The organism is Neisseriales bacterium (genome assembly GCA_016699915.1).
Lineage (GTDB): Bacteria > Pseudomonadota > Gammaproteobacteria > Burkholderiales > Q3-R57-64 > Q3-R57-64.
In genome coordinates, this window is the sequence record CP064990.1 from 164386 (window position 1) to 189036 (window position 24651).

Sequence of the window (24651 nt, forward strand, 5' to 3'; positions counted from 1 at the left end):
ATGACTAACTTTAGCTAACTTGCATACCGGGTGTTGCGCCTTGATCAACATCCAATAAGAAGAGTTGATTGGTGTCATCAGGAGCACTTGCACAAAGAACCATGCCTTCCGAAATACCAAAGCGCATTTTTCGTGGAGCAAGATTTGCAATGACAATGACTTTGCGTCCGATGAGTTGTTGCGGATCCGGATAAGCCTGTTTAATACCAGAAAAAATATTGCGTTGAGTCGATCCAATATTGACTGTTAATTGCAGTAATTTATCCGAGCCTTCAACCGCTTGGCAGTGCTGTACTATACCAACTCGAAGATCCAGTTTTTCAAAGTCTGATAAGGTGATGGGTGTATCGGGCATTGTTATTGGTGTTGACATAGTTGATCCATTTACTTGAGTGAGTTGTTCCAATTGAGCCCATTCAACGCGCTGCATGATATGTTGATAAGGCTGAATGACGTGATGCGTTGGGAGTAATTGCTGTACTGATTGCCAAGTCAAAGCTGGGCAATTCAGAAAACCTTCAATTTTTTTTGCGGTATCGGGTAGAACAGGTTTAAGATAAACTGTGAGTAGGCGAAAAGCATTGATTAAGATAGTACAGACTTGATGTAATGCCTCCTGTTGTGCTGCTTGCTTAGCAAGTACCCAAGGCTGATGCTGGTCAACGTAACTATTAACCTGATCAGCAAGTGCCATAACGATACGAAGTGCCTTGGAGTATTCTCTTCTTTCATAAGCGTTTGCGATAGTTGCTGATGCATTTTGTAAGGTACGAAGTAGCGCTTCATCAGGACATTGGGTGGATAGTTGATAATTGAAATACCGCCCAAGGAGTCTCGCGCTACGGCTTGCGATATTGATAAATTTGCCGATCAAATCACTATTGACGCGTAGCATCAAATCATTGAGCGATAGATCGATATCTTCCACATGGGCATTTAATTTAGCAGCCATGTAATAGCGCAGCCACTCTGGATTGAGGCGTTGCTCTAAGTAAGATTTAGCTGTGATAAATGTGCCGCGCGACTTGGACATTTTTTTGCCATTGACTGTTAAAAAACCGTGCGCTAAAACCCCACTGGGTGTGCGATATCCAGCAGAATCTAGAACAGCTGGCCAAAATAGCGCATGAAAATACAAGATATCTTTGCCGATAAAATGGTAAAGCTCGGTTGTAGAATCAGCACAAAACCATGTGTCAAAATCTAAATGCAAGCGGTCGCATAACTCTTTGAAAGCAGCTAAGTAACCGATTGGCGCATCGAGCCACACATAAAAATATTTATCGATTTCTCCTGGTATCTGAAAGCCAAAATAAGGTGCATCGCGCGAGATATCCCAATCTATCAAACCTTGTTTGATCCACTCTTTCATTTTGTTGCGCGATTCGGTTTGCAGGCGAGTTTGCTTCTTATGGGTTGTTGTTGGGCAACTACCTGATATCCAATCATTAAGAAAGTCAGCACATTGACTGAGTTTAAAAAAACAATGCTCAGAAGATCGAAGTTCTGGGGCAGCAGAAGAGAGTGTGGAATAAGGATTTCTTAATTCGGTTGACGCATACGTTGCGCCACACTGCTCGCAGTTATCGCCATATTGATCGGATGCTCCACAGTTAGGGCAAGTGCCCTTAATAAAGCGATCGGATAAAAACATGTGGCGATCTGGATCAAAGAATTGCTTGATGGTACGCTTAACAATTTTATCGTTGCGTTGGAGTGCTAAGTAGATTGCTTCGGAAAATTGCTGGTTTTCTGGAGAATGGGTACTGCCGTAATGATCATATTGCACATGAAAGCTACCAAGATCTGCACGATGTGCTGCGTTGACTTGTTCAATCAACTTTTCTGGCGCCATCTTTTTTTGCTGTGCAGCAAGCATGACGGCTGTGCCATGGGTGTCATCGGCACAAACATAGTAACACTCATGACCCTGCATTTTTTGGAAGCGTACCCAAATGTCTGCTTGAATATGTTCTAAAAGATGGCCCAGATGAATGTTGCCATTAGCATAAGGTAAGGCAGCGGTAACCAGAATTTTTCGTTTAGTGGGCATGAGCGATTATGGTGTTGTTTTAACTGATTTAATCAACTACAGTGTCTTTTGATGCTACAACTATACCATGTAAAGGGATAGGCAAAACTAGCATTCTCGTCATATGATGAACACATTTTAACCTTGTACTCAATGATCATGAAACCACTGACAGAAAATGCTGTTTTATGTGCCGTTAAGACTTTAATTGACCCATTGACGGGCAAACCTTATATAGAACCCAATGCTGTACAAATCGTTGCTTTGAATGAACAGAACCTAGTTTTAAAAGTGGTGCTGGGTTACCCAGCACTTAGTCAGATATCATCTATTTATCAGATTTTTGAAACAGCATTAGTGCTTTTTGCCGGAGGCAGGAAAATCACGATTCAAATCAAGAGTCAAATTATGGCACATCAAGCCCAACGTGGCTTATCGCTGCTGCCAGCTATCAAAAATACGATAATTGTTGCATCTGGTAAGGGGGGTGTTGGTAAATCAACTGTGGCTGTTAATTTGGCGCTAGCGCTTCATCTAGAAGGTGCTAAAGTGGGGCTTTTGGATGCGGATATTTATGGTCCATCATTGCCCTTGATGCTGGGTTTATCTGGCAAAAACTTACCCGTTTCAGAGGGGCCACTTATGCAGCCTTTGATGGCACATGGCATCGAGATTGTGTCTATCGGATTGTTAGTAAAAAGTGACCAAGCCATGATTTGGCGTGGCCCTATGATTGCTCAAGCATTACAGCAGTTACTCCATAGTACCGCTTGGGGGAATTTAGATTACTTGGTGATTGATACGCCACCTGGCACGGGTGATATTTTACTGACGCTGGCGCAAAAGGTGCCAATTACTGGCGCTATCATTGTGACAACACCCCAAGAAATAGCTTTAAATATAACAGCCCGAGGTATGACGATGCTCAACAAGATGAATATTCCGCTATTGGGTTTTGTTGAAAACATGGCACAACATACTTGTTCGCAATGCGGACATGTGGAACATATTTTTGGCCAGTATCACGATCAAGGTTTGGCACAAGACGCCCATTTTGACAAATTAGGTTCATTGCCACTTGAAGCAGCTATTCAGGCAGCTTCTGACCAAGGTTGTCCGATGGTGGTTGCTAATCCAGACAGTCCCAGCGCAAATATTTATCGAGATATGGCTCTTCGAGTTGCAGCGAAAATTGCGCAAATGCCACGCGACTTTTCCAGTAAATTACCTAAGGTAACTGTACGTTATTAACTTATATTATTCATCATGCTATACACATCTTTTGTGATAGATTGCGGTATACTTAAGAAGCTGGATTTGAGTGTATCGGCTTTGAAGCAAGTGAGGGCTTAAAGTACTGATTTAGTATTTTTGTTCGGGGGTATAGCTCAGCTGGGAGAGCGCTTGCATGGCATGCAAGAGGTCGGCGGTTCGATCCCGCCTATCTCCACCAACTTTCAATAAATATCGTCACAAAAATAGTCAGCTCAGTTGCCTTTTTTATCGTGCAGGGTTTGTTTTTTTAGCTATCCTTCTTTCATTTTCAATTTATCGGTATACCTGTCCATTCTTATTTTTCCCAATATCCTTACAGGGTTTTTAAACAAAATTTTTGTCTCATGGACACACAAAAAATACGACTTGGTTTATACGCAGAGCGGCTGACTTTAGCGCTTGCTTATGGGCAGTTTTTTATGTTGCCACTTTACTTTAAATCCTTAGGTTTAAATGAGGAATTTTTTGGGCAAGTGTATGCAGTAGGTGCTGTCGGTACGGTTTTATCGGTTTCCTCTACTGCGTCCATGATACGAAAATTTGGACTTAATCGCATTGCGCCATTAGGTGGGCTGGTGTACTTCTTAGGTTGCATGACATTTTTTATAGCAAGCATTACGCATAGTATTTTTGGTTATTATTTGGCTTCCTTGATCAATGGTATTGGATGGGGATTGGCTTTTACGATAGGTCCTATTTGTATCGGCATGACGGCCACTAATGAAAATCGCATTTACCACTTTTCAATTTACGCTACCTTTACAACCATCGGTGTTGGGCTTGCGCCTGTATTAGCTGATTGCTTGACTAAATATGGCAATTTTGGCCATGCCAGTATGTTTGTCGTGGCTATTTTATTTAGTGCCTTAGCTTTCTTATTTTCTTATATTGTCTCTAAACATAATCAGCTCTACCAAAACATGCCTATTCGTCAGATGTCGTGGCTGATGGAATTTAAAGAAGTAATGAAAACACCCAGTGTTTATTTTTTTGCAATGGGGGCTTTTGGTGCTTGTATTTTGACAACTATTTTGTATTTACAAACAACCTTTGCTGCTGCTAAGGGTATTGATCACAAAATTTTTTATATTTTTTATACACTCTCAGTTGCTTCATCACGCATTTTGTTAAGTCGTTCCTTATCACATTTTGCACCACAAAAAACAATTACTTATTTGGTACTTTTAATGTTGGCTGGGATAGGATTACTTTTTTTTGCAGAGGCAGAAGTGGTGTGTTATGTGGGTGCTGCATTACTATTTGGTGCAGGTTATGGATTGTTATTTCCTATCATACAAGCCCAATCGGCAAACTATGCACCTATCCATTTACAAGCATCTGTGATCGTCTACTTCACCCTTTGCTTTTTTATAGCTAATTATTGTTTTCCTTATGTTGGAGCATTTATTGCTGTTCATTATAGTTACGATGCATTGCTGTGGGTATTAATCTTAGCTGGTTTAGCAGAACTAGTTACAGCGCTTTATTTTTATAGGTTTATACAAAACAAAACGAATTAATTTGACGGGTTAGTTTATAACTATCTAGGATGAGATAGAGAACTACAAACACGCTAGAGATAAAATAAAAACCGATAGATTAGTGCTTAGGGTTTATATAAGAAACAGCCTCGATGATTTAATTCGGACAACTGGCTCTAATTCTAATGATAGGGTGTTTGATTTAGGAAAATTAATTCAACCATGATTGAACACGCTAGTCTATTGATCTACATATTGCTTGTTATGATTGCTTCAGTTGCTGGGTTCATCGATACTTTGTCTGGTGGTGGTGGTGGATTAATTACGTTACCTGCTATGTTATTTACGGGTATGAACCCTGTTACAGCACTGGGTACGAATAAACTGCAATCAGCAATCGGCGAGTTTTCCGCAACGTTGCATTTTTTTCGAAAATCGCAAGTTAATTATCGTACTTTAACCGTAGCATTTGTTTATACCATAATTGGTGCATCGATTGGTACGATCCTCTTACAAATTATCTCAACAGATAAATTAGAAAAAGCCATCCCTTTTTTCTTTTAGCAGTGTTAATTTATTATGTATCCAATCTAAATCGGAAAAACAAATTTTATAATCAAACACTAGAGCCAAGTCATCACAAATTTTTAGCATTGGGTTCTTCAATTGGTTTTTATAATGGCTTTTTTGGTCCAGGTACGGGCTCTATTTGGGCTTTAGCATTAATGAAATGCTTTAAGTTAGATTTGCGACAAGCAACTATATACGCCAAACCACTTAATCTTGCTGGAAATTTAACAGCTTTATCTATTTTTATAGTAGGGAGCAGAGTGGACTATGTAGCCGCTGTTTTAATGGGCATTGGCTCATTTATTGGCGGAAGGTTTGGTACTCATTTTGTGATGTATAAACATGTCAAATGGTTAAAAATTATTTTCTTGTTGCTTATTACATTAAGTACACTGGGAACATTTATTAAGTATTATGGGTAAATTACTGATTCTCTATTGACAACTGTGGAATGGAGATACAACCCTGAATAGGTGCAGTTGACTAAAATAGTACTAAGTAAATGCTTTAAAAAGTTCGTAGTAGCAAGTTTTATGGGAAGATATCATCCGAATCATTTTCTTTACTTTCCCCCATTATCTTTTTCCAACTTGACTAGACTACAAAAAATTCCGTAATGTTTTCTAAATACTTGGGAAGTCCAAGCTTTTTCGACCCCATCAATTATTTCTAATATACTATGCTCCTTTGCGTGCAACCCGGAGCGTAAAATGGCATTTTGAGTTACCATACAAGCAATATTTAGTAATCTTATATCTTGCGCCGAAAAAGGAAAACAATCATGTAACCTTTGAAAGACGGGCACTAGAAAGAACGTAATTTTCATTCACCATTCTGCTTCCTTACGCAAAACAATTGGCGTAAATTCTACTTTGTATCCATTTGCCAGCTCTTTCTCCAATTCCTGCAATATTTCTATAAAAGTTTTTACATCAGATCCTCGAACTGCGTACTTCGCCAACTCACAATATGTATCCAATATAGTTTTATCAAGATCCTTCGATTGCACAAAAAATTCCTTAAAACAGTTCTTTGCGCTTCGTGCTGCCAGTTCAATCTTATCAACTTGTTCTGAAGTACCAAATAGTTTCTTTAGAAAGCTCACGATCATTTCTCTTTAAGGATCTATCCAATTGGATGACACTAACATAAAAATTCGCGATGTACCATAAAAATAAACATTTTGCAGTTTTAGTTTATCATCTCAATCATTGCTGCATATGATAGACAAAAAACACATCAAGACCAAAAAAAGCTATTTGCCATTTTGCATTGCTAATACCAAATCCTGCCAAGCCTTTGCTTTTTCAGGCGGATTGCGCAGTAAATAAGCCGGATGAAAAGTGACAATTAACGGAATGCCCTGATAATCATGCACTTTTCCTCTCAAAGCACTGATATTTTCTTTGGAATGTAATAGTGCTTGCACAGCAAAGCGACCCAAGGTGATAATCAAACTGGGTTTTAGCTTCGCAATTTGCATACTTAAAAAATCTTGGCAAGCGACTACTTCATTTTCTTCAGGGTTACGATTGCCGGGCGGGCGACATTTCAAGACGTTGGTCATAAAAACATCTGTATTACTATCCAAATGAATTGCTTTGAGCATGTTATCTAATAATTTACCAGCTCGCCCCACAAAAGCAAATCCTTGCTCATCTTCATTTTTACCGGGCGCTTCGCCAACAAGTAACCATTTGGCTTTTGTTGAACCTCTGCCAAACACGGTATGTAAACGTGTTTTGGCTAAATGGCAACGCTGGCATGTTTCAACGGTCTCACGTAAAACTTCCCAAGATGGTAAAGGTTGGTTTGGATCAAATATAGGTTGCTCGGCAAGAGCGCTTAAAGCAGGAGCTTGAGTCGGTATTATTGTTGGCACATGTTTTGGCGATTGGGTAGTTGGTGTAGCAGCTATAGCGAGGCTAGTCTGCAATCTATCACGACGAACCCACAAGGGCCCTAACCCCATGTTAGAGCTGTAGTAAGCTAATTTTTTAATTGGGTAAGCTATAGCGCTTTTTTCATCAGCCATGCGTCTTCGTATTCACCAGTTTGTGTTGGGTAATAATGTTTTCTTGTGCCGTATAGCACCAAACCACATCGCTGATACAGTCTGATAGCTTTGTCATTGCTTGCCCTGACTTCAAGAAACATATGTAAGGCACCTGCTTTTTTAGCAGCCTGCAAAGCATATTGCAACAAATAATAGCCAATTCCCTGTTTTTGATGTGTGGGTACCACAAAAAAATGTAATAGTTCCGCTTCATCAATAGCCATCATCCAAACCATCACTGCACTCTTATCTTGGGTCAACCAAACGTGGTGGTGGGCAGTTATAGAATCTTGATAATGTTTTAGACTCCATGCATCCAGGTTAGTACAAGCTTGATCAAGCTCCGACAAAGCTTTAGCCATTTCAAGCGATGCGGATATGGGCAACCCATATGTATTCAAGTGCGCAGCTTTCTTTGCTCATCAAGCGTGAGGGCAACGCGATTACGGATATACAACAAATTTGCCTGATCCGCGGATACTTTTGGATAGCATGATGTCTTGGCTAAGGTAATATAGGCTCGACCTGTTGGTTTGGCATGCGGATATTGTTCAGTCAAGCAAGCTAATAGGGTATCAGAGAACATAGCTTGATATGCCGCCAATCCGCTACCTACGCCAATGGATGGGCAGGAAAGTAGAATATCACTAGGTGAATTAACCGCAATCAACCCTTCTGGAATTAATCGTTGGTCTTGGGTTAAATAACAACGCCAATAAACTTGCTTCATTCTCGCGTCAACCGCAACGAAGATGGCTTGATGGGCGACATATTGTACGGCAATCGCATCTAAGGTTGGAATGGGTATGAGCGGTATATCACAGGGTAACGCAAGACCCTTTGCAATGCTGGCTCCAACCCGAATACCCGTGAAAGTGCCCGGTCCATTACCATAGATGATGGCATCTAGTTGTCCGATAGATTGTTGGGCGGTGCTTAACAGGTGTTGTATTGTTGGCAAGATGAATTCCGCATGCTGCTGACCGACTTGCTCGTGATACTCTAATATGGCTTCTTGATCGCACAGTGCTAGCGACAGATAATCATTAGAAGTATCAATAGCTAAGGCTTTCATGATGCCTCAGAGTTGAATTGCTCAGATACGTTGGAAGATGAGCGTACTATTTGTGCCACCAAACCCAAAAGAATTGGAAATACCCACTTGAATGGGCATATCTCGCGCGGTATTGGCAACATAGTCTAAATCACAACCGCCTTCTTTATCTTGATCAGTTAGGTTGATTGTCGGCGGAGAAGCTTGGTGGTGAATTGCTAACACCGTGTAAAGTGCTTCTACTCCGCCTGCCCCCCCTAAAAGATGGCCAACCATAGACTTGGTCGAATTCACAGCAAGTTTTTTGGCATGATGCCCAAATACCAGCTTAAGAGCCTCTGTTTCGTTGACATCCCCTAACGGGGTAGATGTACCGTGTGCGTTGACATAGTCTACTTGATCAGGATTAAGCTTGGCATCATTGAGTGCATTGTTGATGCTCAAGGCAGGTCCTTTCGCAGTTGGTGCCGTGATATGATGTGCATCGGAACTCATACCAAATCCGACCAATTCAGCGTAGATTTTAGCGCCGCGTTGTTGAGCGTGTGCTAATTCTTCCAGAACCATTACGCCCGCGCCTTCGCCCATAACAAAGCCATCTCGACCCTTATTCCATGGACGCGATGCACTTTGTGGGTCATCATTACGTGTGGATAAGGCTTTCATATTCGCAAATCCCGCCACACCTAGTTTGGTAATGGCGCTTTCCGCACCGCCCGCAACCATGATGTCGGCTGTGCCATATTGAATCATACGCGCCGCATCCCCAATCGAATGTGCGCCCGTTGCACAGGCCGACACAATCCCGTAACTGGGTCCTTGATAACCCTTGAGGATAGTAATATGCCCTGCAATCAGGTTAATCAATGAACCGGGAATGAAGAAAGGCCCAACCCTTTTGGGGCCATTTTTAGATACTTCAATGCCGATTTCTTCAATGAGTCGTAAGCCACCAATACCAGAACCGATATTAACCCCTACCTTTGTTTTATCTAGATTAGGTATGGCGTCTAACTGTGCGTCATCAATCGCTTGTAAGGCGGCTGCAATACCAAAATGGATAAATTCATCCATTCTGCGTGCTTCCTTAGCACTGATATATTGCTCAATGTCAAAGTGACAGACTTCGCCTGCGATATGGCAAGGTAAGTCACTCGCATCAAAACGAGTAATCGGTCGTATACAAGCACGACCCGCCATCAAGCTTTTCCACGCATCGGTAACGTTGTTTCCGGCTGGAGAAACTTGACCAAGTCCGGTGACGACAATTCTACGTTGACTCATAGCAAAAGCTACCTCATCATGCCAATTGGCTAATCAATGGGCAGTTATTTGGTTTGATTGTCGTTGATGTAATCAATGGCTTGCTGTACGGTCGTGATTTTCTCGGCTTGGTCATCCGGAATTTCGCATTTGAATTCCTCTTCCAAAGCCATGACCAACTCAACTGTGTCCAGTGAATCGGCTCCTAAATCATCTACAAAAGAGGATTCTGGTTTGACATCTTCTTCTTTGACACCCAATTGTGTTGCCACAATCTTTTTGACACGATCTTCAATGATACCCATGTTCTACCTTTCTGCTGACATGTGAATAATAAAGTTTGGCAATTGTACTAGAAAATAAAAAATTGTATTGGTAAATAATGATTACTGATCAAGCAACACTAAATAGAACCATTTTTGTAAAAGATCCGGAGTATTTTTGCATATCAAAGTGATTGAAAGTTTATATATATTTCAAAACACCCTGCTCATAGCTCAAGTTGCCAATTCTTTTTTTCTCCCATTTCAAGAATAAAAACCGCTTGGTGCTTTGGGTGATACTCAGTTATGACATCAACATACCGCCATTGACATGCAGCGTTTGACCCGTTATGTAGGAAGCATGGGGAGAAGCTAAAAAAAGAACCGCTTGGGCAATATCATCGGCTTCACCAAAACGCCCCAGCACGATATTTTTCATCAGTAAGGCGCGTTGTTCATCTGATAAGGACTGCGTCATCTTAGTGTTGATAAACCCTGGCGCAATACAGTTAACCGTGATGCCACGACTACCTACTTCTCTTGCCAGCGACTTTGTCAAACCAATTAACCCTGCTTTGGATGCGGCATAATTGGTTTGCCCGGCATTGCCTGTTGCGCCGACTACTGAACTGATGTTGATAATACGTCCAAAACGGGTTTTAACCATACTGCGTAGAACGGCTTGAGAAAGCAAAAAAGCTGATGTTAAATTTGTCTGTATCACACTTAGCCAATCGATTTCTTTCATACGCATCAACAGAGCATCCCGTGTTATGCCAGCGTTATTCACTAAAATATCAATATGTTCGTATTGTGCAAGGAGTGCATCAACTAGTTGGGTAATTGCTGCAGGTTGCGTAACATCTAACACTTCACCTGCCCCATTTTGGTGAGCTAATTGTTGTTGAATGGCTAACGCTCCAGCTTGCGTCGTTGCGGTACCAATAACGACTGCACCGTTATCAGCTAGCACTTTGGCACAGGCCGCACCAATGCCTCGTGAAGCACCTGTTACTAAAGCAACGTGATGGCGAAGTAACATCAATTTCTCCTCAATGGAACCGATGGAACCGATCAACACAAAACCTTAAAGGTAGTACTTACTTAAGAGTTGCTTGAGCGGATAAAAGTGTCGCTTCATCAATTAACGCTATCCCATTTAATTGGGGATCAATACGCCTAATTAATCCGGTAAGTACTTTGCCAGGTCCACATTCTACGAAGTGTTGCACACCTTGCTTAACAATCGTCTGGATAGTTTTTGTCCATTGTACAGGTTGATAAAGTTGTGTTAACAAGGTGTGGCGTATAGCTTGAACCGATACATGTTGTTGTGCATCCACATTGTGTAAAACCGCTATACGAGGTGGTTTAAGGGGTAAATTATTTAGTGTATCGGTTAATTTTTCAGCGGCTACTTGCATCAAGGTACAATGGGAAGGAACCGATACAGGCAGGCGAAGTGCTCGTTTGGCACCCTTTTCTTTGGCAATTTGCATGGCATATTCCACAGCTCGTGTTTCTCCGGCGATAACAATTTGTTCGGGAGTATTGAAATTAGCCACTTCAACGCAGCCTTGACTAGATGCTTCATGGCAGATCTTGACAACGATTTGCTCTGCTAGACCCAAAATAGCCGCCATAGCTCCTGTGCTTTGTGGTACGGCTTCTTGCATATATTGTGCCCGTAAACGAACCAAAACTAAGGCATCGCTAAAAGCCATGACTTCGGCAGCTACTAAGGCACTATATTCGCCTAAGCTATGTCCTGCGACAAGAGCTGGCTCTGACCCACCGATTTTTTTCCAGGCACGCCACGTAGCAATGCCTGCGGTAAGCATCAAGGGCTGCGTATTGATTGTATCATGAATTGCCTTGTCGTCTCGTGCGAGCATTGCCCACAAATCAATGCCTAGTACATCGGAAGCTTCTTGAAAGGTTTCTTGAACAATTGGAAAGGCGGTTAGGCTATCCATCATCCCTATGCTCTGCGAACCTTGTCCTGGAAATAAGCATGCAAAAGCCATCGCTGCTCCTTCACTTAAAAAAAACCTTGCACAACTTTATGTGAAACCCACGGCGAATTATGGCAACTTTCTTCCATTTTATAAAACAAAATTTTAAGATTACAGTATGATGCATTGCACCATGTTAAAAGTCCTAACTCCTATGCCAAGATTATTTCGCCGTATTGGATTGATGGTTCGCTTAGCTAGTAAGCCCTCTGTTTTGCAGTTAGTGCAAACACTCGCTAATCATTTAAATAGTCAGGGGCTATCTGTTTTTATTGCTCAAGAAGAGGGTGATGATCCATGGATCCCATCTTACACGGTTATTTCACCTCAAGTACTGGGCCAAACGGTTGACTTAGTCATAGTGATTGGGGGAGATGGCACCATGCTTTCTGCTGCACGACTCTTGGCACCCCATCACACCCCTATGATGGGTATTAATCAAGGGCGATTGGGTTTTATGGTTGATGTGTTACCTCATGATATGATCCGTTCGGTGGATACAGTCTTATCGGGTTGTTTTATCAGCGAGGCGCGCCAGCTAATTAGTGCTACGGTACTCCGACGAAAAAAAACGATTGCAGAGGGTATTGCTCTGAATGATGTTGTCTTTAGTCGCGGCAGCATGGGACAGATGATTGAATTTGAGGTATTTATTGATCAACAGTTTGTTTATACGCAGCGCTCAGATGGACTCATTGTGACGACACCAACCGGATCAACAGCCTATGCTTTAGCCGCAGGCGGACCGATTTTACATCCTACTTTACCGGCCTTTACTATCGTTCCTGTTAGCCCTCATTCGATGAGCTATCGACCGATTGTGATCGGGGATCAATCAATCATTGAATGGGTATTAACAAGTGGTGTTGATGCTTGTGTGCATTTTGATGGGCAGTCTCGGGTTGATTTGAAAAATCATGATCATGTCCTTATTAAGCGTTACACGCATACCTTGAAGCTCATACATCCTGTTGGCTATAGCTACTATGATATGCTGCGTGGCAAACTACATTGGGGCAAAAAACTCTTGTCGGAAAGCTAAACACCAGCTAATCAGCATTTTTTATTGGTCAGGTAACCCTATGCTTTGTATCTTAACAATTCGCAACTTCATCCTCATTGATAGCTTGACGCTTCACTTTGCAAGTGGTTTTAATGTATTAACTGGCGAGACTGGAGCTGGAAAATCTATTTTGATTGATGCGGTAGGATTGTTACTAGGAGATCGAGCAGATGGTATACAAGTTAAAAAAGGAGCCAAGTATGCAGAAATTAGTGCCGAGTTTGATATTGCTCAACGCCCATATATTCAAAACTGGCTGAATAAAGAACAATTTCATGGCACCAAAGCATTACACTTAAGTCGCCGCATTGATCTAAGCGGTCGCTCACGCAATTTTATCAATCAGCAAGCCGCAACCCTAGCACAGCTCAAAGTGCTTGGTGAATTTCTCATTGATATTCACGGTCAACATTTTCATCAATCGCTGATTCGGCCACAAACCCAACGCCAACTCTTAGATGCCTATGCTGGCGCAATCCAATTAGCTGAGGCTGTTTCGAGCACTTGGCAAGCTTGGCAACAAGCAAAACTTGCCAAACAGCAGGCCGAAAACACGATGTATGCTATGCAGGCTAAGCGTGAGGCGTTGCGTTTTCAGATTGAGGAAGTAGCAAGTCTTTCCCTCAAACCGAATGAGTGGAGTGACCTCAATGAAACCCATCAACAGCTGGCCAATGCCAATGCCCTACTTACTGCGGCACAACAGGCTTTGTTTGTGTTATCTCATAATGAGTCCAATTGTTTACATTATCTTACGCAGGCACAACAGGCTTTAAATAAGGCATCAGCGATTGACAAGAATTTACTGGCATTGCAAACGATGTTGTCATCGGCACATGTTGAGTTACGCGAAGCTGCTCATCAGTTACGTCAATATCTTGACCAACTAAAAGAAGATCCGCAGCAATTAGCATACATTGAAGGCCGTATGGATCGCATCTTAACGCTTGCCCGTAAATATCATGTTCAACCAGATACCCTGCTTGGTGAACTTGAAACATGGCAACGGCAGTTTGCGCAATTAAGTGAACAGCAAGTACTAACAGAGCTTGCCCAGCAAGAAATAGCCTGCCAAGATCAATTTTATCGTTTGGCTTCACAGTTGACTCAACAGCGTGTGGTAGCTGCTCAAAGCTTGGCTGCCAAAATCGTGAATAAACTGCAGCAGCTAGCTATGCCCTCGGCACGTTTTGAGATTCAACTCATACCTTTATCCGAGGCTCATGCACAGGGTATGGAGTCGGTCGCTTACCTTGTGTCAACCAATGACGGGATGGATCTACAACCCTTAGCGAAGGTTGCATCAGGTGGGGAGCTTGCCCGTTTGAATCTTGCAATGCAGGTGGCAATTGGCGAAGTATCCAATATACCTACTTTGATTTTTGATGAGGTCGACAATGGTGTTGGCGGCGGTGTTGCCGAGACTATTGGGCGATTACTGAGCCATATTGGTGCGAGCAGTCAAGTGTTTGCGATTACCCATTTGCCACAAGTGGCTGTCCATGGTCACACACATTGGTTGGTGTATAAAGTCAAGCAAGCAGCACAAATTGCGATTTGCGTAGCGCATTTAGTGGATAAGGCACGCATCGAGGAAGTCGCTCGTATGTTAGGGGGGCTTACCTTAACCGACACGACACGACAACATGCTAAAGAACTGCTGTCATCGGCTCATACACATACTACTTAAAAGCCGTGCCGCCGTGGATGAACCAAGTATCTAAAATGACTTTTGCCGCCATTTTATCCAGCAATAGCTTTTGCTTGTGTCCAAAAATGCCCGCTTCATTGAGTAGTAAGCTAGCTGCTTGAGAAGAAAGATGTTCGTCCACTAGCCAAATATTGGCACAAGTTAAGCGCTTTAGCTTCGTTGCGAACGCGTTGATGAATGGGGCAAGCGGATGCAGCGCACCATTTGGATAGGTTGGCAAACCAATCACAAGGTCGGTAGGCTGCCATTCTGCTAGCAGATTTGTGATCGATGACAAAGTGCGCTCGGGTTGCGTGACAGCAATAACAGTTAAAGGGTGGGCATTTTTTAAAGCCATATCCCCCATGGCAACACCGATCCGTTTTTTGCCAAAATCAAAAGCTAGAACAGTCTGTTCAGGCATAACCGATATCGTGGGATAAGCGCATGATGTCAAATCCTAAGCGCGACATGGCAACTTCATAGCGCTGACTGGCGGCTACATCAAATAAGATATCCATGGCAGCGGGCATTGTAAGCCATGCGTTATCTGCCAACTCTTTTTCTAGTTGACCTGCTGCCCAGCCAGCATAGCCAAGGGTGACTAATAATTGATCCGGACCCTTCCCTTCTGCAGCTGCCAATAAAACATCCTTAGAAGTCGTGAAAACTAAATCCTTGCCAATAGTTAAACTAGACTGCCACTTATTTGGATGGGTGTGTAAGACAAATCCGTGATCAAATTGAACCGGTCCACCAAATAACACGGAACCTGTTTTAAGGGACGTATGCTGAACGGGTAAGCCGATTTGCTCAAATAGTTGCATAATCCCCAAATCAGATGGTTTATTAATAATGATTCCCATGGCTCCTTGTTTTTTATGTTCGCATAAGTAAATCAAAGCATGCCTGAAGATAGGATCGGTCGTGCTGGGCGTTGCCAACAAGAAGTGGTTGCTTAGCGAGAAAGTATCCATCATATAATTATGACATAACCTGTTTTGAAAAGCGGGTATTTTCCTGAATAATATGGGGGGTGTTTGCAGTTTATCAACTGACCCTAAAACCATAAAAACTTGCTCTAGCGACTGAAGGGTTTTTGACTTTTTATGACAGAAGCCAGTTTGGCTATCAATTACCTTAAGAAAAAATGCTAGAATGAGGCGAAGTCTACCATTCCTATAGAAAATGGGGTTTTTATGTTAACGCTTTATTCGGGATCTACTTGTCCATTTAGCCATCGTTGTCGCATTGTCCTTTATGAAAAGGATATGGATTTTGAAATTATTGATGTGGATAACCTTCATAAGCCAGAAGATCTAGCGGTGCTGAATCCTTATAATGAGGTACCTGTCTTAGTTGAGCGTGATTTGATACTTTATGAGGCGGGGATTATCAGTGAATATATTGACGAGCGCTTTCCACACCCACAATTGATGCCTGCTGACCCGGTAACACGTGCTAAGGCACGTTTACTACTCTTTCGCTTTGAGCAAGAGTTGTTTTTACATGTTAAAACGTTGGAAAACATGCAGTTAAATCTGACCAGCCGCAAGCGCTCACATGCTCGTGAGGTAATCCGCCAATCTTTAACCATGGTGTCGCCGATGTTTACAGCCAAACAGTATGTTTTTGGTGATGAATTATCCATGGTTGATATTACGATGGCTACCTTGCTTTGGCGATTGGAGCACTATCAAATTAAGATCAACAAAAATATTTTGGGGATGCTGAAATATGCTGATCGTCTTTTTCAAAGAAAGGCTTTTTTAGATTCATTGACTGCAGCAGAAAGAGCTATGCACCATTAAATCATGAAGTCAACGACAGCCAAAGGTGGCATTAAACCTTATTTTTTGCGTGCCTTTTACGAGTGGTGTTGTGATCAAGCTTTAACACCCTACGTTACGGTTTTTATCAACGACCAAGTCAAGCTACCTCGTCAGTACACTTCTGATGAAATCATTACCCTTAATATCAGCCAAAGTGCTTGTTCCGGGTTACTAATAGATAACCATTGGTTATCTGCCACGATGCGTTTTTCTGGTGTCTCCCATGCTGTGTTAATCCCGATGCATAACATCCTGTCTGTTTTTGCCCGCGAGACTGGGCAAGCGATGGTGTTTGAGAAAGAAGGTGAAACCGTGATGCCGACACCACAACCTGTCCTTAAATCAGTTCAGGGTAACTTAACGAGTCAAATATCCGCACCGAATGGTGATAAGCCACCCACTAAGCCGATAAATCAAGGCAAATCTATTTTGCATATTGTAAAATAGCTAAATTAAGCTGAAGTTGTCAGGTATTTACTTACATTGAAGCCAATGTTTTTTTATGTCAGCAGCTAATCAAGCTATTTTAGATTTACAAGCACGTGGACTTATTGCCCAAGTTGCCGAACCGGCTATGTTGCATGCCAGACTTGCAAAAGAATCGGTGACACTTTATTGCGGTTTTGATCCAACAGCAGATAGTTTGCATGTAGGTCACCTTGTGCCGATTTTGACGCTTAAACGTTTTCAGGATGCTGGGCATCGACCAATTATATTGGTTGGAGGGGCAACAGGAATGATTGGTGACCCCAGTTTTAAAGCGGCAGAAAGACCCTTAAAAACACTTGAAGAAATTGAAATAGCTGGCAAAAAAATTGGTGAACAATTGGCTCGTTTTCTCAGTTTAGAAGGTACCAATGCAGCAATTTTAGAAAATAATACGCATTGGTTTGCCAACATGAATATCCTGACGTTTCTACGGGAAATTGGTAAATATTTTTCGATCAATGCCATGATTAGTAAAGATTTTGTGAAGGAGCGTATTGATCGAGCCGATGTTGGTATATCTTTTACCGAATTTTCATACAGTCTATTACAGGCTTTTGACTTTGTTGCACTCAATCGGCGTTATGGATGCACATTACAGATCGGTGGATCGGATCAATGGGGCAATATTACCGTAGGGATTAATCTTGTCAGGCGCCTCGAAAAACAGTCCGTAGATGGCTTAACCTTGCCACTCATTACGAAATCGGATGGAACAAAATTTGGTAAAACAGAAGGCGGTACTGTGTGGTTAGATGCTAATAAAACTTCGCCCTACCAGTTCTATCAATTTTGGTTGCGTGTGGATGATACGGATGTTGATCGTTTTTTAAAATACTTTACTTTTTTATCATTGGATGAGATTAATAGTATTGTATCCAGTAGCAAAAAGGGTATTGGGCAAAGGCGCCTTGCAGAAGAGATGACGCGATTGATCCATGGTGAAGCTGGCCTATCTTCAGCACAGCGAATCACGCATTTTGTTTTTGCGCCAGACCAAGAAGACACCCATATCACCCAAGGTGATGAACAGCAATTGCTCTCTGATCCATTGTTACACTACTGGATGAAAGAAGAACGTTTGTTGGTGAATTTGATTGCTGATAGTGGGTTAGCAACTTCAAAAAGCCAAGCGCGTCAATTGATCAAAGAAGGTGCGGTCAAAGTGAACCATCAAACGGTAATGGATATTGAGTATGTTATCAAGGAAGCAGATTTGACATTTCATCAGCATGCTTTACTGACCTGCGGCAAAAAAAAGCTGGTTTTTTTAAGTCTGACAGATTTGTCTGCTTCGTTTTAAATGAGCTCGAAGTTACACTGTCTTATCTGAAGTAACCTGAGCAATCAGACATGCGTTCTTAATATTTTTTGTAAAACGGCGTAACTCATACGGCGTTAAAAGCATTGTTTTTGAGTCATACTGCATTAGTGTTACGCTTTGTTATGCATATTTTTAATTGGCTTGCTTGTTATTTTCCATAGCACTTAATCAATCTTTTCGGTGCGTTTTCTTCAAACGATGGCCATGCTATAAATGGCACATTGTTTCTAAAAAGATAGCCTGACTATGCACATTAAGAGTTTGGTAAAATAAGTGCGGCTAAAAGAGAAATTAAGGTACATTCAGTTTTGAAAGTGTTGCTTGATTTTATCTCTTATAAGCTAGGTACCTATTATGTTGATAATGTATCTCTTCTATGCTTAATCAGAAAGGAAATTCAGTGGTCAACAAAAAGTTTTGGCTAGCGATTAGTGTTGTTGCAGGCACGTTTTTTATAAGCGAATTAACAGGTGTAACGGCTTTATTGGCTCGTCACTCTTCTAGTACTATGGCTGGGGGGGGGGTAAACGCCAAGACACTGATGGTATGCTCATCGAATCAGCCTTCTGGTTTTGATATTGCGCAATATACCGATGCGGCAACCATTGAGTCTTCCGTTCATGTATTTGATCGACTGGTTGTCTTCCAAAAAGGTAGTACCGATTTGGGTCCCAGCCTCGCCAAAAGTTGGACAGTCTCCCAAGATGGTTTAACCTATACCTTCCATTTAAGACGTGGTGTTCCATTCCATACCACGGATTACTTTAAACCCACAAGAGATTTTAATGCTGATGATGTGGTGTTTACCTTTGAAAGAATGAGGAATCCCAAACATCCTTTCAATGTGGCTTATCCTGCTGAGTTTCCTTATTTTGTTGCGATGGGTCTAGATAAAAACCTTCGGTCTGTCAAAAAACTGGATGATCATACGGTTCAGTTTGTATTAAAGGAAATTAACGCGCCTTTTATTCAGAACATTGCCATGGAGTTTGCTTCGATTTTATCAGCTGAATATGCTAATCAACTCCTACATCAAGGCAAAGCTGAACAAATTAACCAAAAACCAATTGGAACAGGCCCTTTTATGCTGAAAAGCTATAAAAGAAATCAACAGATTCGTTATGTTGCGCATAAAGCGTATTGGGATCAGCGTAAAGAAAATGGGCCTAGGGTTGACCAAATCGTTATAAGTTTGGTCAAGGAAACCATGGTTAATAGTAAAAAAATGCTAGCTGGCGAATGCCATTTAGCAACTTTGGGAGCGATACCGCTTACTGAAATTAAACGTTTTGAACAGCATCCCAAATTTGTGGTGCACAAACAACCTGGATTTGAGACTTGGTTGCTTTCCTACAATACGCAAAAGCCCTACCTTAGTAAAGCTCAAGTTCGCCAAGCTTTAGATATGGCACTTGATAAGGCAGCTATGCTTAAAACAGGTGATGGCTTAATTGAATTGGCGCATAATCTCATGCCGCCTAGCCAATGGTCATATGATCCATCCATTAAAAAGGCTGCATATGATCCTATTCGAGCAAAGCAGTTACTCAAGCAAGCTGGTTATCCGAATGGTTTTGCGCTCAAACTTTTTATTAACTTGGGTCGCAGCCCACTCAATGATCGTTTAGCAGCTATGATCCAAGCTGATTGGAAGAAAATTGGCGTGCGCGTCCAATTGGTAACTTACGATGGTGGCGAATTTTGGAAGCGTGCTGCGGCAGGGGAGCATGATGTTATATTTTCGGGTTGGCAGGGCGATAATGGAGATCCGGATAATTGGTTGAGTTCTGAGTTAGGCTGCAGTGCTATTGGTGGCAGTAACCACGCAAGATGGTGTCACGCAGGCTTTAACCAACTGTTGCTCAAAGCACTTCGTTGTACGAACCATAATGAGCGTATTAAACTTTATCAAGCTGCGCAAAAAATCATTCAACAAGAGGTACCTATTAGTCCTTTGTATTACCGCATGGCATTATATGTTTACAGTAAAGCGGTCAAATTTGAAAGACCTTATATTATTCCAGCGATTGGCGCTGATGAATATGTAGGCATTGCTCTTGAATGATGCTTAATTTTTATTACAGGCTGTTGTCGTAACATGATTGGTAAAAGCCCATTGTCAAGGTGGGCTTTTACTGATTGCTTTAAGTTATGCCATCTTGAAAAAAAACCTTCTAAGGTCAAGACCGTGATCTGAAAGTATGTCTAAGATTGTTAAGTATATAGTTCCTTCAATTTGTCCTGATCTTGGATATTGCAATCCATTAAAATCTTAATATAAGTCTCGTTTGGAAAATGGTGACCAGCAATTACTTTTCCTAATAAATCGGCAAATATTGAGTTTTGTTCAATACATAAAAGCGGTATGAGTTACCTCCTTGCAATGATGTACGCTTGCGTTGAAAAGGTTAAGGATTTTGGTGAGATTCGAGTGAATGTATTATGGTTGTGTGATGCTAGCGTTTATTCTTTCAAATTGTGTGATTATTAACACAAAATATTGTTCTAATTGTAATAAAAAAGAAAAAACCAGTACGCAAAAGCGCTTAATAAAAAGGTACCTAAGAAGTAAATAAAAAAGGGAACTAGATGGCAAATTCGGTAGGATTTGAGCGCAAGATAATTCAGTTTGATGCACCACCATGCTAAATCGTTAAAGTATAACTGGTGGGTGGTGACGGGATTGAACCGCCGACATCCTGCGTGTAAAGCAGGCGCTCTACCACTGAGCTAACCACCCCAAGACAAAACGGTATAACATATATTAAGCAGACGCAGCGTACAGAATTAGCATACTCTTAGCAAATGCTTTTTTATTACCTCAAGCTATATTTAGCGATACAAGGCACCCAATTAAGTCTAATCAATATGGATGATAATCTATATTGACTAACTATCCGATACGTAGCGAAAGCTATACAATCCCTATCATAACACTTAAGACTGTAAATTGTTTAGCGCTTGAGAGTTTTGCTGCATTTGAATTGAGCGGCTGTGTAGAAGTTACGTTACGAATGATTTGTTATGAACACTGTATACAGTAAAAAGTACGATTCATATATTTGGATACGTCATTAGCTGGAATTATCTAAAAGCTTTGGTATATAGCTGGTTTTAGGCTCATTTCAGTTTAGGAAGATTTATCGGTTGTTTTATACCTTACCATTTCGGAATTCAAGCCCTGAAATGCATGGTATGTTAGGTTGATGGATCGTACAAAGACAGGAAAAAGTATTAGTTGTAATCTGTCCGTAGCTCTTTTTGATGCAAAATCCTCAAAACAGTAAAGGCGGATATATGGTGGGTCTGGTTGGACTTGAACCAACGACCCCCGCCTTATCAAGACGGTGCTCTAACCAGCTGAGCTACAAACCCCATGACAGGTAGACATAAAGAACTGATAGATGTGAGACTTGATTGTATTCCTTTTTTAGTCGCTTTCTTTCTCTAGAAAGGAGGTGATCCAGCCGCAGGTTCCCCTACGGCTACCTTGTTACGACTTCACCCCAGTCATGAAGCATACCGTTGTAAGCGACTCCCCGAAGGTTAGTCTACCCACTTCTGGTACCCCCCACTCCCATGGTGTGACGGGCGGTGTGTACAAGACCCGGGAACGTATTCACCGCAGCATGCTGATCTGCGATTACTAGCGATTCCGACTTCATGCACTCGAGTTGCAGAGTGCAATCCGGACTACGATCGGCTTTGTTGGGATTGGCTTCGCCTTGCGGCTTTGCGACCCTCTGTACCGACCATTGTATGACGTGTGAAGCCCTGGTCATAAGGGCCATGAGGACTTGACGTCATCCCCGCCTTCCTCCGGCTTGTCACCGGCAGTCCCATTAAAGTGCTCAACTAAATGGTGGCAACTAATGGTAAGGGTTGCGCTCGTTGCGGGACTTAACCCAACATCTCACGACACGAGCTGACGACAGCCATGCAGCACCTGTGTCCAAATTCCCTTTCGGGCACTCCCGCATCTCTGCAGGATTCTTGGCATGTCAAGACCAGGTAAGGTTTTTCGCGTTGCATCGAATTAATCCACATCATCCACCGCTTGTGCGGGTCCCCGTCAATTCCTTTGAGTTTTAACCTTGCGGCCGTACTCCCCAGGCGGTCAACTTCACGCGTTAGCTGCGCTACTGAGGATTTCAACCCCCAACAGCTAGTTGACATCGTTTAGGGCATGGACTACCAGGGTATCTAATCCTGTTTGCTACCCACGCTTTCGTGCCTGAGCGTCAGTCTTATCCCAGGGGGCTGCCTTCGCCATCGGTGTTCCGCCACATCTCTACGCATTTCACTGCTACATGTGGCATTCCACCCCCCTCTGACAGACTCGAGTTCACCAGTCCTCAATGCCCGTCCCAAGTTAAGCTCGGGGATTTCACATCAAGCTTGATGAACCGCCTGCGCACCCTTTACGCCCAGTAATTCCGATTAACGCTCGCACCCTACGTATTACCGCGGCTGCTGGCACGTAGTTAGCCGGTGCTTATTCTTTGGGTACACTCATGCTATCTTGTTTATTAGACAAGATAAGCTTGTTCCCCAACAAAAGTCCTTTACAACCCGAAGGCCTTCTTCAGACACGCGGCATGGCTGGATCAGGGTTGCCCCCATTGTCCAAAATTCCTCACTGCTGCCTCCCGTAGGAGTCTGGGCCGTGTCTCAGTCCCAGTGTGGCGGATCGTCCTCTCAGACCCGCTACTGATCGAAGCCTTGGTAGGCCTTTACCCCACCAACTAGCTAATCAGCCATCGGCCGCTCGTATAGTGTGAGGCCCGAAGGTCCCCCACTTTCCTCTTCATAACAAAGAGCGTATGCGGTATTAGCTACGCTTTCGCGTCGTTATCCCCCGCTACACGGTACGTTCCGATGTATTACTCACCCGTTCGCCACTCGCCACCCGGTGTTGCCACCTGTGCTGCCGTTCGACTTGCATGTGTAAAGCATGCCGCCAGCGTTCAATCTGAGCCAGGATCAAACTCTTGAAGTTTAATCACTGTTTACATATTGTATTGCATGATTTGCGACTTCTTTGAATCAAAAAAGTCCCACATCTATCGGTTCTTTATGTCTAAATTGTATAAAGAGCATATATCAAACAAGGGGGAAGAACTATACGGGAAGTTAGGTGGGGTGTCAATGGGAAAGCTAGCAATGTGTGCGAGCAAATGCTTGCATAAACGTGGCAAGTGCCTTAATACCATCCATAGACATGGCATTGTAAATCGAAGCACGCATACCGCCCAATACTGTGTGACCCTTAAGGTATTTTAATTGATTGTGCTCAGCTTCTTTTAGAAATGATGCGTTGAGTGCTTCATTGGCTAGCCGAAAAACGACATTCATACGCGAACGAAATGGTGCTTTAACTGGAGCAATATAGAAACCATCGCTCTCATCAATAAGGCGATATAGCCATGCAGCTTTTTCTTCATTACGTTGTGCGATAACTGGAACACCACCTTGCTTCTTGAGCCAATCTAGCACTAATCCGGCCATGTAAATGGCGAAGGTTGGTGGCGTGTTATACATAGAATCGGTTTCAGCCTGCACAATATATTGTAATACATTGGGTATACCGGATCGTTTGGGGGGCATGAGTAGATCTTTTCGAATAACAACTATTGTTAGGCCTGCGATACCCATATTTTTTTGTGCACCAGCATAAATCACACCAAATTGCTTTACATCAATGGGTCGCGATAAAAAATCACTAGACATATCGCACACAAAAGGTACGTTGTGCTGCACAGTCGGCATAGTTGGGAACTGTACACCATGAATCGTTTCGTTAGAAACAAAATGCAAGTAAGTTGCTTGCGAATTGCGGCGCCATGTATTGTCGCTAGGAATGGTTGTATATTGTGTTTGAGCGCTTGAAGCAACCTCATTTACCACAGCATGTTTTGTAGCCGCGTCCATTGCAAGCTGAGACCAATGTCCACTATTAACATAATCAACCACATCTTCAGGTGCAGCAAGATTCATTGCTACCATTGAGAACTGTAATCGAGCCCCGCCTTGCAAAAACAAAATATGGTAGTTGTCAGGAATATCCAGCAATTCTCGCAAGGTATTTTTAGCATGCTGAAAAAGCTTCAAAAATTCGCAACTTCGATGGCTCATTTCCATCACGCTGGAACCAGTACGATGCCAATTACAAAGCTCTTGTTGTGCGATCCCTAGAACCTCGTCAGGAAGTTTTGCGGGACCGGGCGAAAAATTATAAACACACATA

General features: G+C 42.4%; 20 protein-coding genes, 3 tRNA genes, 1 rRNA gene and 1 pseudogene. 10 read left to right on the forward strand and 15 right to left on the reverse strand.

The window, feature by feature from the left end:
• Positions 1–10: 10 nt before the first annotated feature.
• Positions 11–2053: a methionine--tRNA ligase gene (gene metG, locus IPK86_00800; GenBank protein ID QQS16775.1), complete on the reverse strand. Its 2043-nt coding sequence runs from the start codon at positions 2051–2053 to the stop codon at positions 11–13.
• Between the two features lie 138 nt (positions 2054–2191).
• On the opposite strand from metG, the gene apbC reads away from it, so the two are divergent.
• The 4 genes and pseudogenes from apbC (at position 2192) to IPK86_00820 (ending at position 5780) form a co-directional block, all read left to right on the forward strand.
• A complete protein-coding gene (gene apbC, locus IPK86_00805; protein ID QQS16776.1) occupies positions 2192–3283 on the forward strand; it encodes an iron-sulfur cluster carrier protein ApbC in 1092 nt (363 codons plus the stop codon).
• 126 nt (positions 3284–3409) lie between these two features.
• A tRNA-Ala gene (locus IPK86_00810) sits at positions 3410–3485 on the forward strand.
• Positions 3486–3651: 166 nt separating this feature from the next.
• Positions 3652–4827: an MFS transporter gene (locus tag IPK86_00815; protein QQS16777.1), complete on the forward strand. Its 1176-nt coding sequence runs from the start codon at positions 3652–3654 to the stop codon at positions 4825–4827.
• A 183-nt stretch (positions 4828–5010) separates the two neighbouring features.
• Positions 5011–5780, forward strand: a pseudogene (locus IPK86_00820) (TSUP family transporter).
• Between the two features lie 404 nt (positions 5781–6184).
• Here the strand turns inward: IPK86_00820 and IPK86_00825 are convergent.
• The 8 genes from IPK86_00825 to fabD all read right to left on the reverse strand — a co-directional run bounded on the left by IPK86_00825 (position 6185) and on the right by fabD (position 12021).
• Positions 6185–6469, reverse strand: coding sequence for a hypothetical protein (locus tag IPK86_00825; protein QQS16778.1), 285 nt, complete (start codon positions 6467–6469; stop codon positions 6185–6187).
• Between the two features lie 144 nt (positions 6470–6613).
• Positions 6614–7393 (reverse strand): uracil-DNA glycosylase, encoded by a 780-nt coding sequence (locus IPK86_00830; GenBank protein QQS16779.1) that lies wholly within the window; start codon positions 7391–7393, stop codon positions 6614–6616.
• Positions 7369–7815, reverse strand: a complete 447-nt coding sequence (locus IPK86_00835; GenBank protein ID QQS16780.1) for a GNAT family N-acetyltransferase — start codon at positions 7813–7815, stop codon at positions 7369–7371. The genes IPK86_00830 and IPK86_00835 overlap by 25 nt, the downstream gene beginning before the upstream one ends.
• On the reverse strand, positions 7812–8489 hold the full coding sequence (gene tsaB, locus IPK86_00840; protein ID QQS16781.1) for a tRNA (adenosine(37)-N6)-threonylcarbamoyltransferase complex dimerization subunit type 1 TsaB: 678 nt from the start codon (positions 8487–8489) through the stop codon (positions 7812–7814). The genes IPK86_00835 and tsaB overlap by 4 nt, the downstream gene beginning before the upstream one ends.
• 21 nt (positions 8490–8510) lie before the next feature.
• Positions 8511–9752 carry a beta-ketoacyl-ACP synthase II gene (gene fabF / locus IPK86_00845; GenBank protein ID QQS16782.1) on the reverse strand — a complete coding sequence of 414 codons (1242 nt, stop codon included), beginning with the start codon at positions 9750–9752 and terminating at the stop codon, positions 8511–8513.
• Between the two features lie 44 nt (positions 9753–9796).
• The gene (acpP, locus tag IPK86_00850; protein QQS16783.1) at positions 9797–10036 is read right to left on the reverse strand and encodes an acyl carrier protein; all 240 of its coding nucleotides are present in this window, start codon (positions 10034–10036) and stop codon (positions 9797–9799) included.
• Positions 10037–10298: 262 nt separating this feature from the next.
• Positions 10299–11036 (reverse strand): 3-oxoacyl-ACP reductase FabG, encoded by a 738-nt coding sequence (gene fabG / locus IPK86_00855; GenBank protein QQS17016.1) that lies wholly within the window; start codon positions 11034–11036, stop codon positions 10299–10301.
• Positions 11037–11094: 58 nt separating this feature from the next.
• Entirely contained in the window at positions 11095–12021 is a 927-nt protein-coding gene (gene fabD, locus IPK86_00860) for an ACP S-malonyltransferase (GenBank protein QQS16784.1), read from the reverse strand.
• Between the two features lie 142 nt (positions 12022–12163).
• On the opposite strand from fabD, the gene IPK86_00865 reads away from it, so the two are divergent.
• Positions 12164–13051 (forward strand): NAD(+) kinase, encoded by an 888-nt coding sequence (locus IPK86_00865; GenBank protein QQS17017.1) that lies wholly within the window; start codon positions 12164–12166, stop codon positions 13049–13051.
• 40 nt (positions 13052–13091) lie between these two features.
• Positions 13092–14762 carry a DNA repair protein RecN gene (gene recN / locus IPK86_00870; GenBank protein QQS16785.1) on the forward strand — a complete coding sequence of 557 codons (1671 nt, stop codon included), beginning with the start codon at positions 13092–13094 and terminating at the stop codon, positions 14760–14762.
• Here recN and ruvX read toward each other — a convergent pair.
• A complete protein-coding gene (gene ruvX, locus IPK86_00875; GenBank protein QQS16786.1) occupies positions 14755–15186 on the reverse strand; it encodes a Holliday junction resolvase RuvX in 432 nt (143 codons plus the stop codon). The two genes, recN and ruvX, sit on opposite strands and share 8 nt — an antisense overlap.
• Positions 15179–15739: a YqgE/AlgH family protein gene (locus IPK86_00880; GenBank protein ID QQS17018.1), complete on the reverse strand. Its 561-nt coding sequence runs from the start codon at positions 15737–15739 to the stop codon at positions 15179–15181. Before IPK86_00880 ends, ruvX begins: the two co-directional genes overlap by 8 nt.
• A gap of 222 nt (positions 15740–15961) precedes the next feature.
• Here IPK86_00880 and IPK86_00885 point away from each other — a divergent pair, with 222 nt between their 5' ends.
• The 4 genes from IPK86_00885 (at position 15962) to IPK86_00900 (ending at position 20469) form a co-directional block, all read left to right on the forward strand.
• Entirely contained in the window at positions 15962–16573 is a 612-nt protein-coding gene (locus IPK86_00885) for a glutathione S-transferase N-terminal domain-containing protein (GenBank protein QQS16787.1), read from the forward strand.
• 3 nt (positions 16574–16576) lie between these two features.
• Positions 16577–17041 carry a ClpXP protease specificity-enhancing factor gene (locus IPK86_00890; protein ID QQS16788.1) on the forward strand — a complete coding sequence of 155 codons (465 nt, stop codon included), beginning with the start codon at positions 16577–16579 and terminating at the stop codon, positions 17039–17041.
• A gap of 55 nt (positions 17042–17096) precedes the next feature.
• Positions 17097–18383 carry a tyrosine--tRNA ligase gene (gene tyrS, locus IPK86_00895; GenBank protein QQS16789.1) on the forward strand — a complete coding sequence of 429 codons (1287 nt, stop codon included), beginning with the start codon at positions 17097–17099 and terminating at the stop codon, positions 18381–18383.
• Between the two features lie 397 nt (positions 18384–18780).
• The gene (locus IPK86_00900; GenBank protein QQS16790.1) at positions 18781–20469 is read left to right on the forward strand and encodes an ABC transporter substrate-binding protein; all 1689 of its coding nucleotides are present in this window, start codon (positions 18781–18783) and stop codon (positions 20467–20469) included.
• 600 nt (positions 20470–21069) lie between these two features.
• On the opposite strand, the gene IPK86_00905 is transcribed toward IPK86_00900, so the two are convergent.
• From IPK86_00905 to serC, 4 genes are all read right to left on the reverse strand, one after another.
• Positions 21070–21144 (reverse strand) — tRNA-Val (locus IPK86_00905).
• 558 nt (positions 21145–21702) lie between these two features.
• Positions 21703–21779, reverse strand: a tRNA-Ile gene (locus tag IPK86_00910).
• A 76-nt stretch (positions 21780–21855) separates the two neighbouring features.
• A 16S ribosomal RNA gene (locus IPK86_00915) occupies positions 21856–23403 on the reverse strand.
• A 158-nt stretch (positions 23404–23561) separates the two neighbouring features.
• Positions 23562–24650, reverse strand: coding sequence for a 3-phosphoserine/phosphohydroxythreonine transaminase (gene serC, locus IPK86_00920; GenBank protein QQS16791.1), 1089 nt, complete (start codon positions 24648–24650; stop codon positions 23562–23564).
• Between the last annotated feature and the right edge of the window lies 1 nt (position 24651).

Excerpts from the sequence above, each read along its gene's own strand:
- metG (QQS16775.1), bottom strand. The coding sequence starts at position 2,053 with ATGCCCACTAAACGAAAAATTCTGGTTACCGCTGCCTTACCTTATGCT.
- apbC (QQS16776.1), top strand. The coding sequence starts at position 2,192 with ATGAAACCACTGACAGAAAATGCTGTTTTATGTGCCGTTAAGACTTTA.
- IPK86_00815 (QQS16777.1), top strand. The coding sequence starts at position 3,652 with ATGGACACACAAAAAATACGACTTGGTTTATACGCAGAGCGGCTGACT.
- IPK86_00825 (QQS16778.1), bottom strand. The coding sequence starts at position 6,469 with ATGATCGTGAGCTTTCTAAAGAAACTATTTGGTACTTCAGAACAAGTT.
- IPK86_00830 (QQS16779.1), bottom strand. The coding sequence starts at position 7,393 with ATGGCTGATGAAAAAAGCGCTATAGCTTACCCAATTAAAAAATTAGCT.
- tsaB (QQS16781.1), bottom strand. The coding sequence starts at position 8,489 with ATGAAAGCCTTAGCTATTGATACTTCTAATGATTATCTGTCGCTAGCA.
- fabF (QQS16782.1), bottom strand. The coding sequence starts at position 9,752 with ATGAGTCAACGTAGAATTGTCGTCACCGGACTTGGTCAAGTTTCTCCA.
- acpP (QQS16783.1), bottom strand. The coding sequence starts at position 10,036 with ATGGGTATCATTGAAGATCGTGTCAAAAAGATTGTGGCAACACAATTG.
- fabG (QQS17016.1), bottom strand. The coding sequence starts at position 11,036 with ATGTTACTTCGCCATCACGTTGCTTTAGTAACAGGTGCTTCACGAGGC.
- fabD (QQS16784.1), bottom strand. The coding sequence starts at position 12,021 with ATGGCTTTTGCATGCTTATTTCCAGGACAAGGTTCGCAGAGCATAGGG.
- IPK86_00865 (QQS17017.1), top strand. The coding sequence starts at position 12,164 with ATGCCAAGATTATTTCGCCGTATTGGATTGATGGTTCGCTTAGCTAGT.
- recN (QQS16785.1), top strand. The coding sequence starts at position 13,092 with ATGCTTTGTATCTTAACAATTCGCAACTTCATCCTCATTGATAGCTTG.
- ruvX (QQS16786.1), bottom strand. The coding sequence starts at position 15,186 with ATGCCTGAACAGACTGTTCTAGCTTTTGATTTTGGCAAAAAACGGATC.
- IPK86_00880 (QQS17018.1), bottom strand. The coding sequence starts at position 15,739 with ATGGATACTTTCTCGCTAAGCAACCACTTCTTGTTGGCAACGCCCAGC.
- IPK86_00885 (QQS16787.1), top strand. The coding sequence starts at position 15,962 with ATGTTAACGCTTTATTCGGGATCTACTTGTCCATTTAGCCATCGTTGT.
- IPK86_00890 (QQS16788.1), top strand. The coding sequence starts at position 16,577 with ATGAAGTCAACGACAGCCAAAGGTGGCATTAAACCTTATTTTTTGCGT.
- tyrS (QQS16789.1), top strand. The coding sequence starts at position 17,097 with ATGTCAGCAGCTAATCAAGCTATTTTAGATTTACAAGCACGTGGACTT.
- IPK86_00900 (QQS16790.1), top strand. The coding sequence starts at position 18,781 with ATGCTTAATCAGAAAGGAAATTCAGTGGTCAACAAAAAGTTTTGGCTA.
- serC (QQS16791.1), bottom strand. The coding sequence starts at position 24,650 with ATGTGTGTTTATAATTTTTCGCCCGGTCCCGCAAAACTTCCTGACGAG.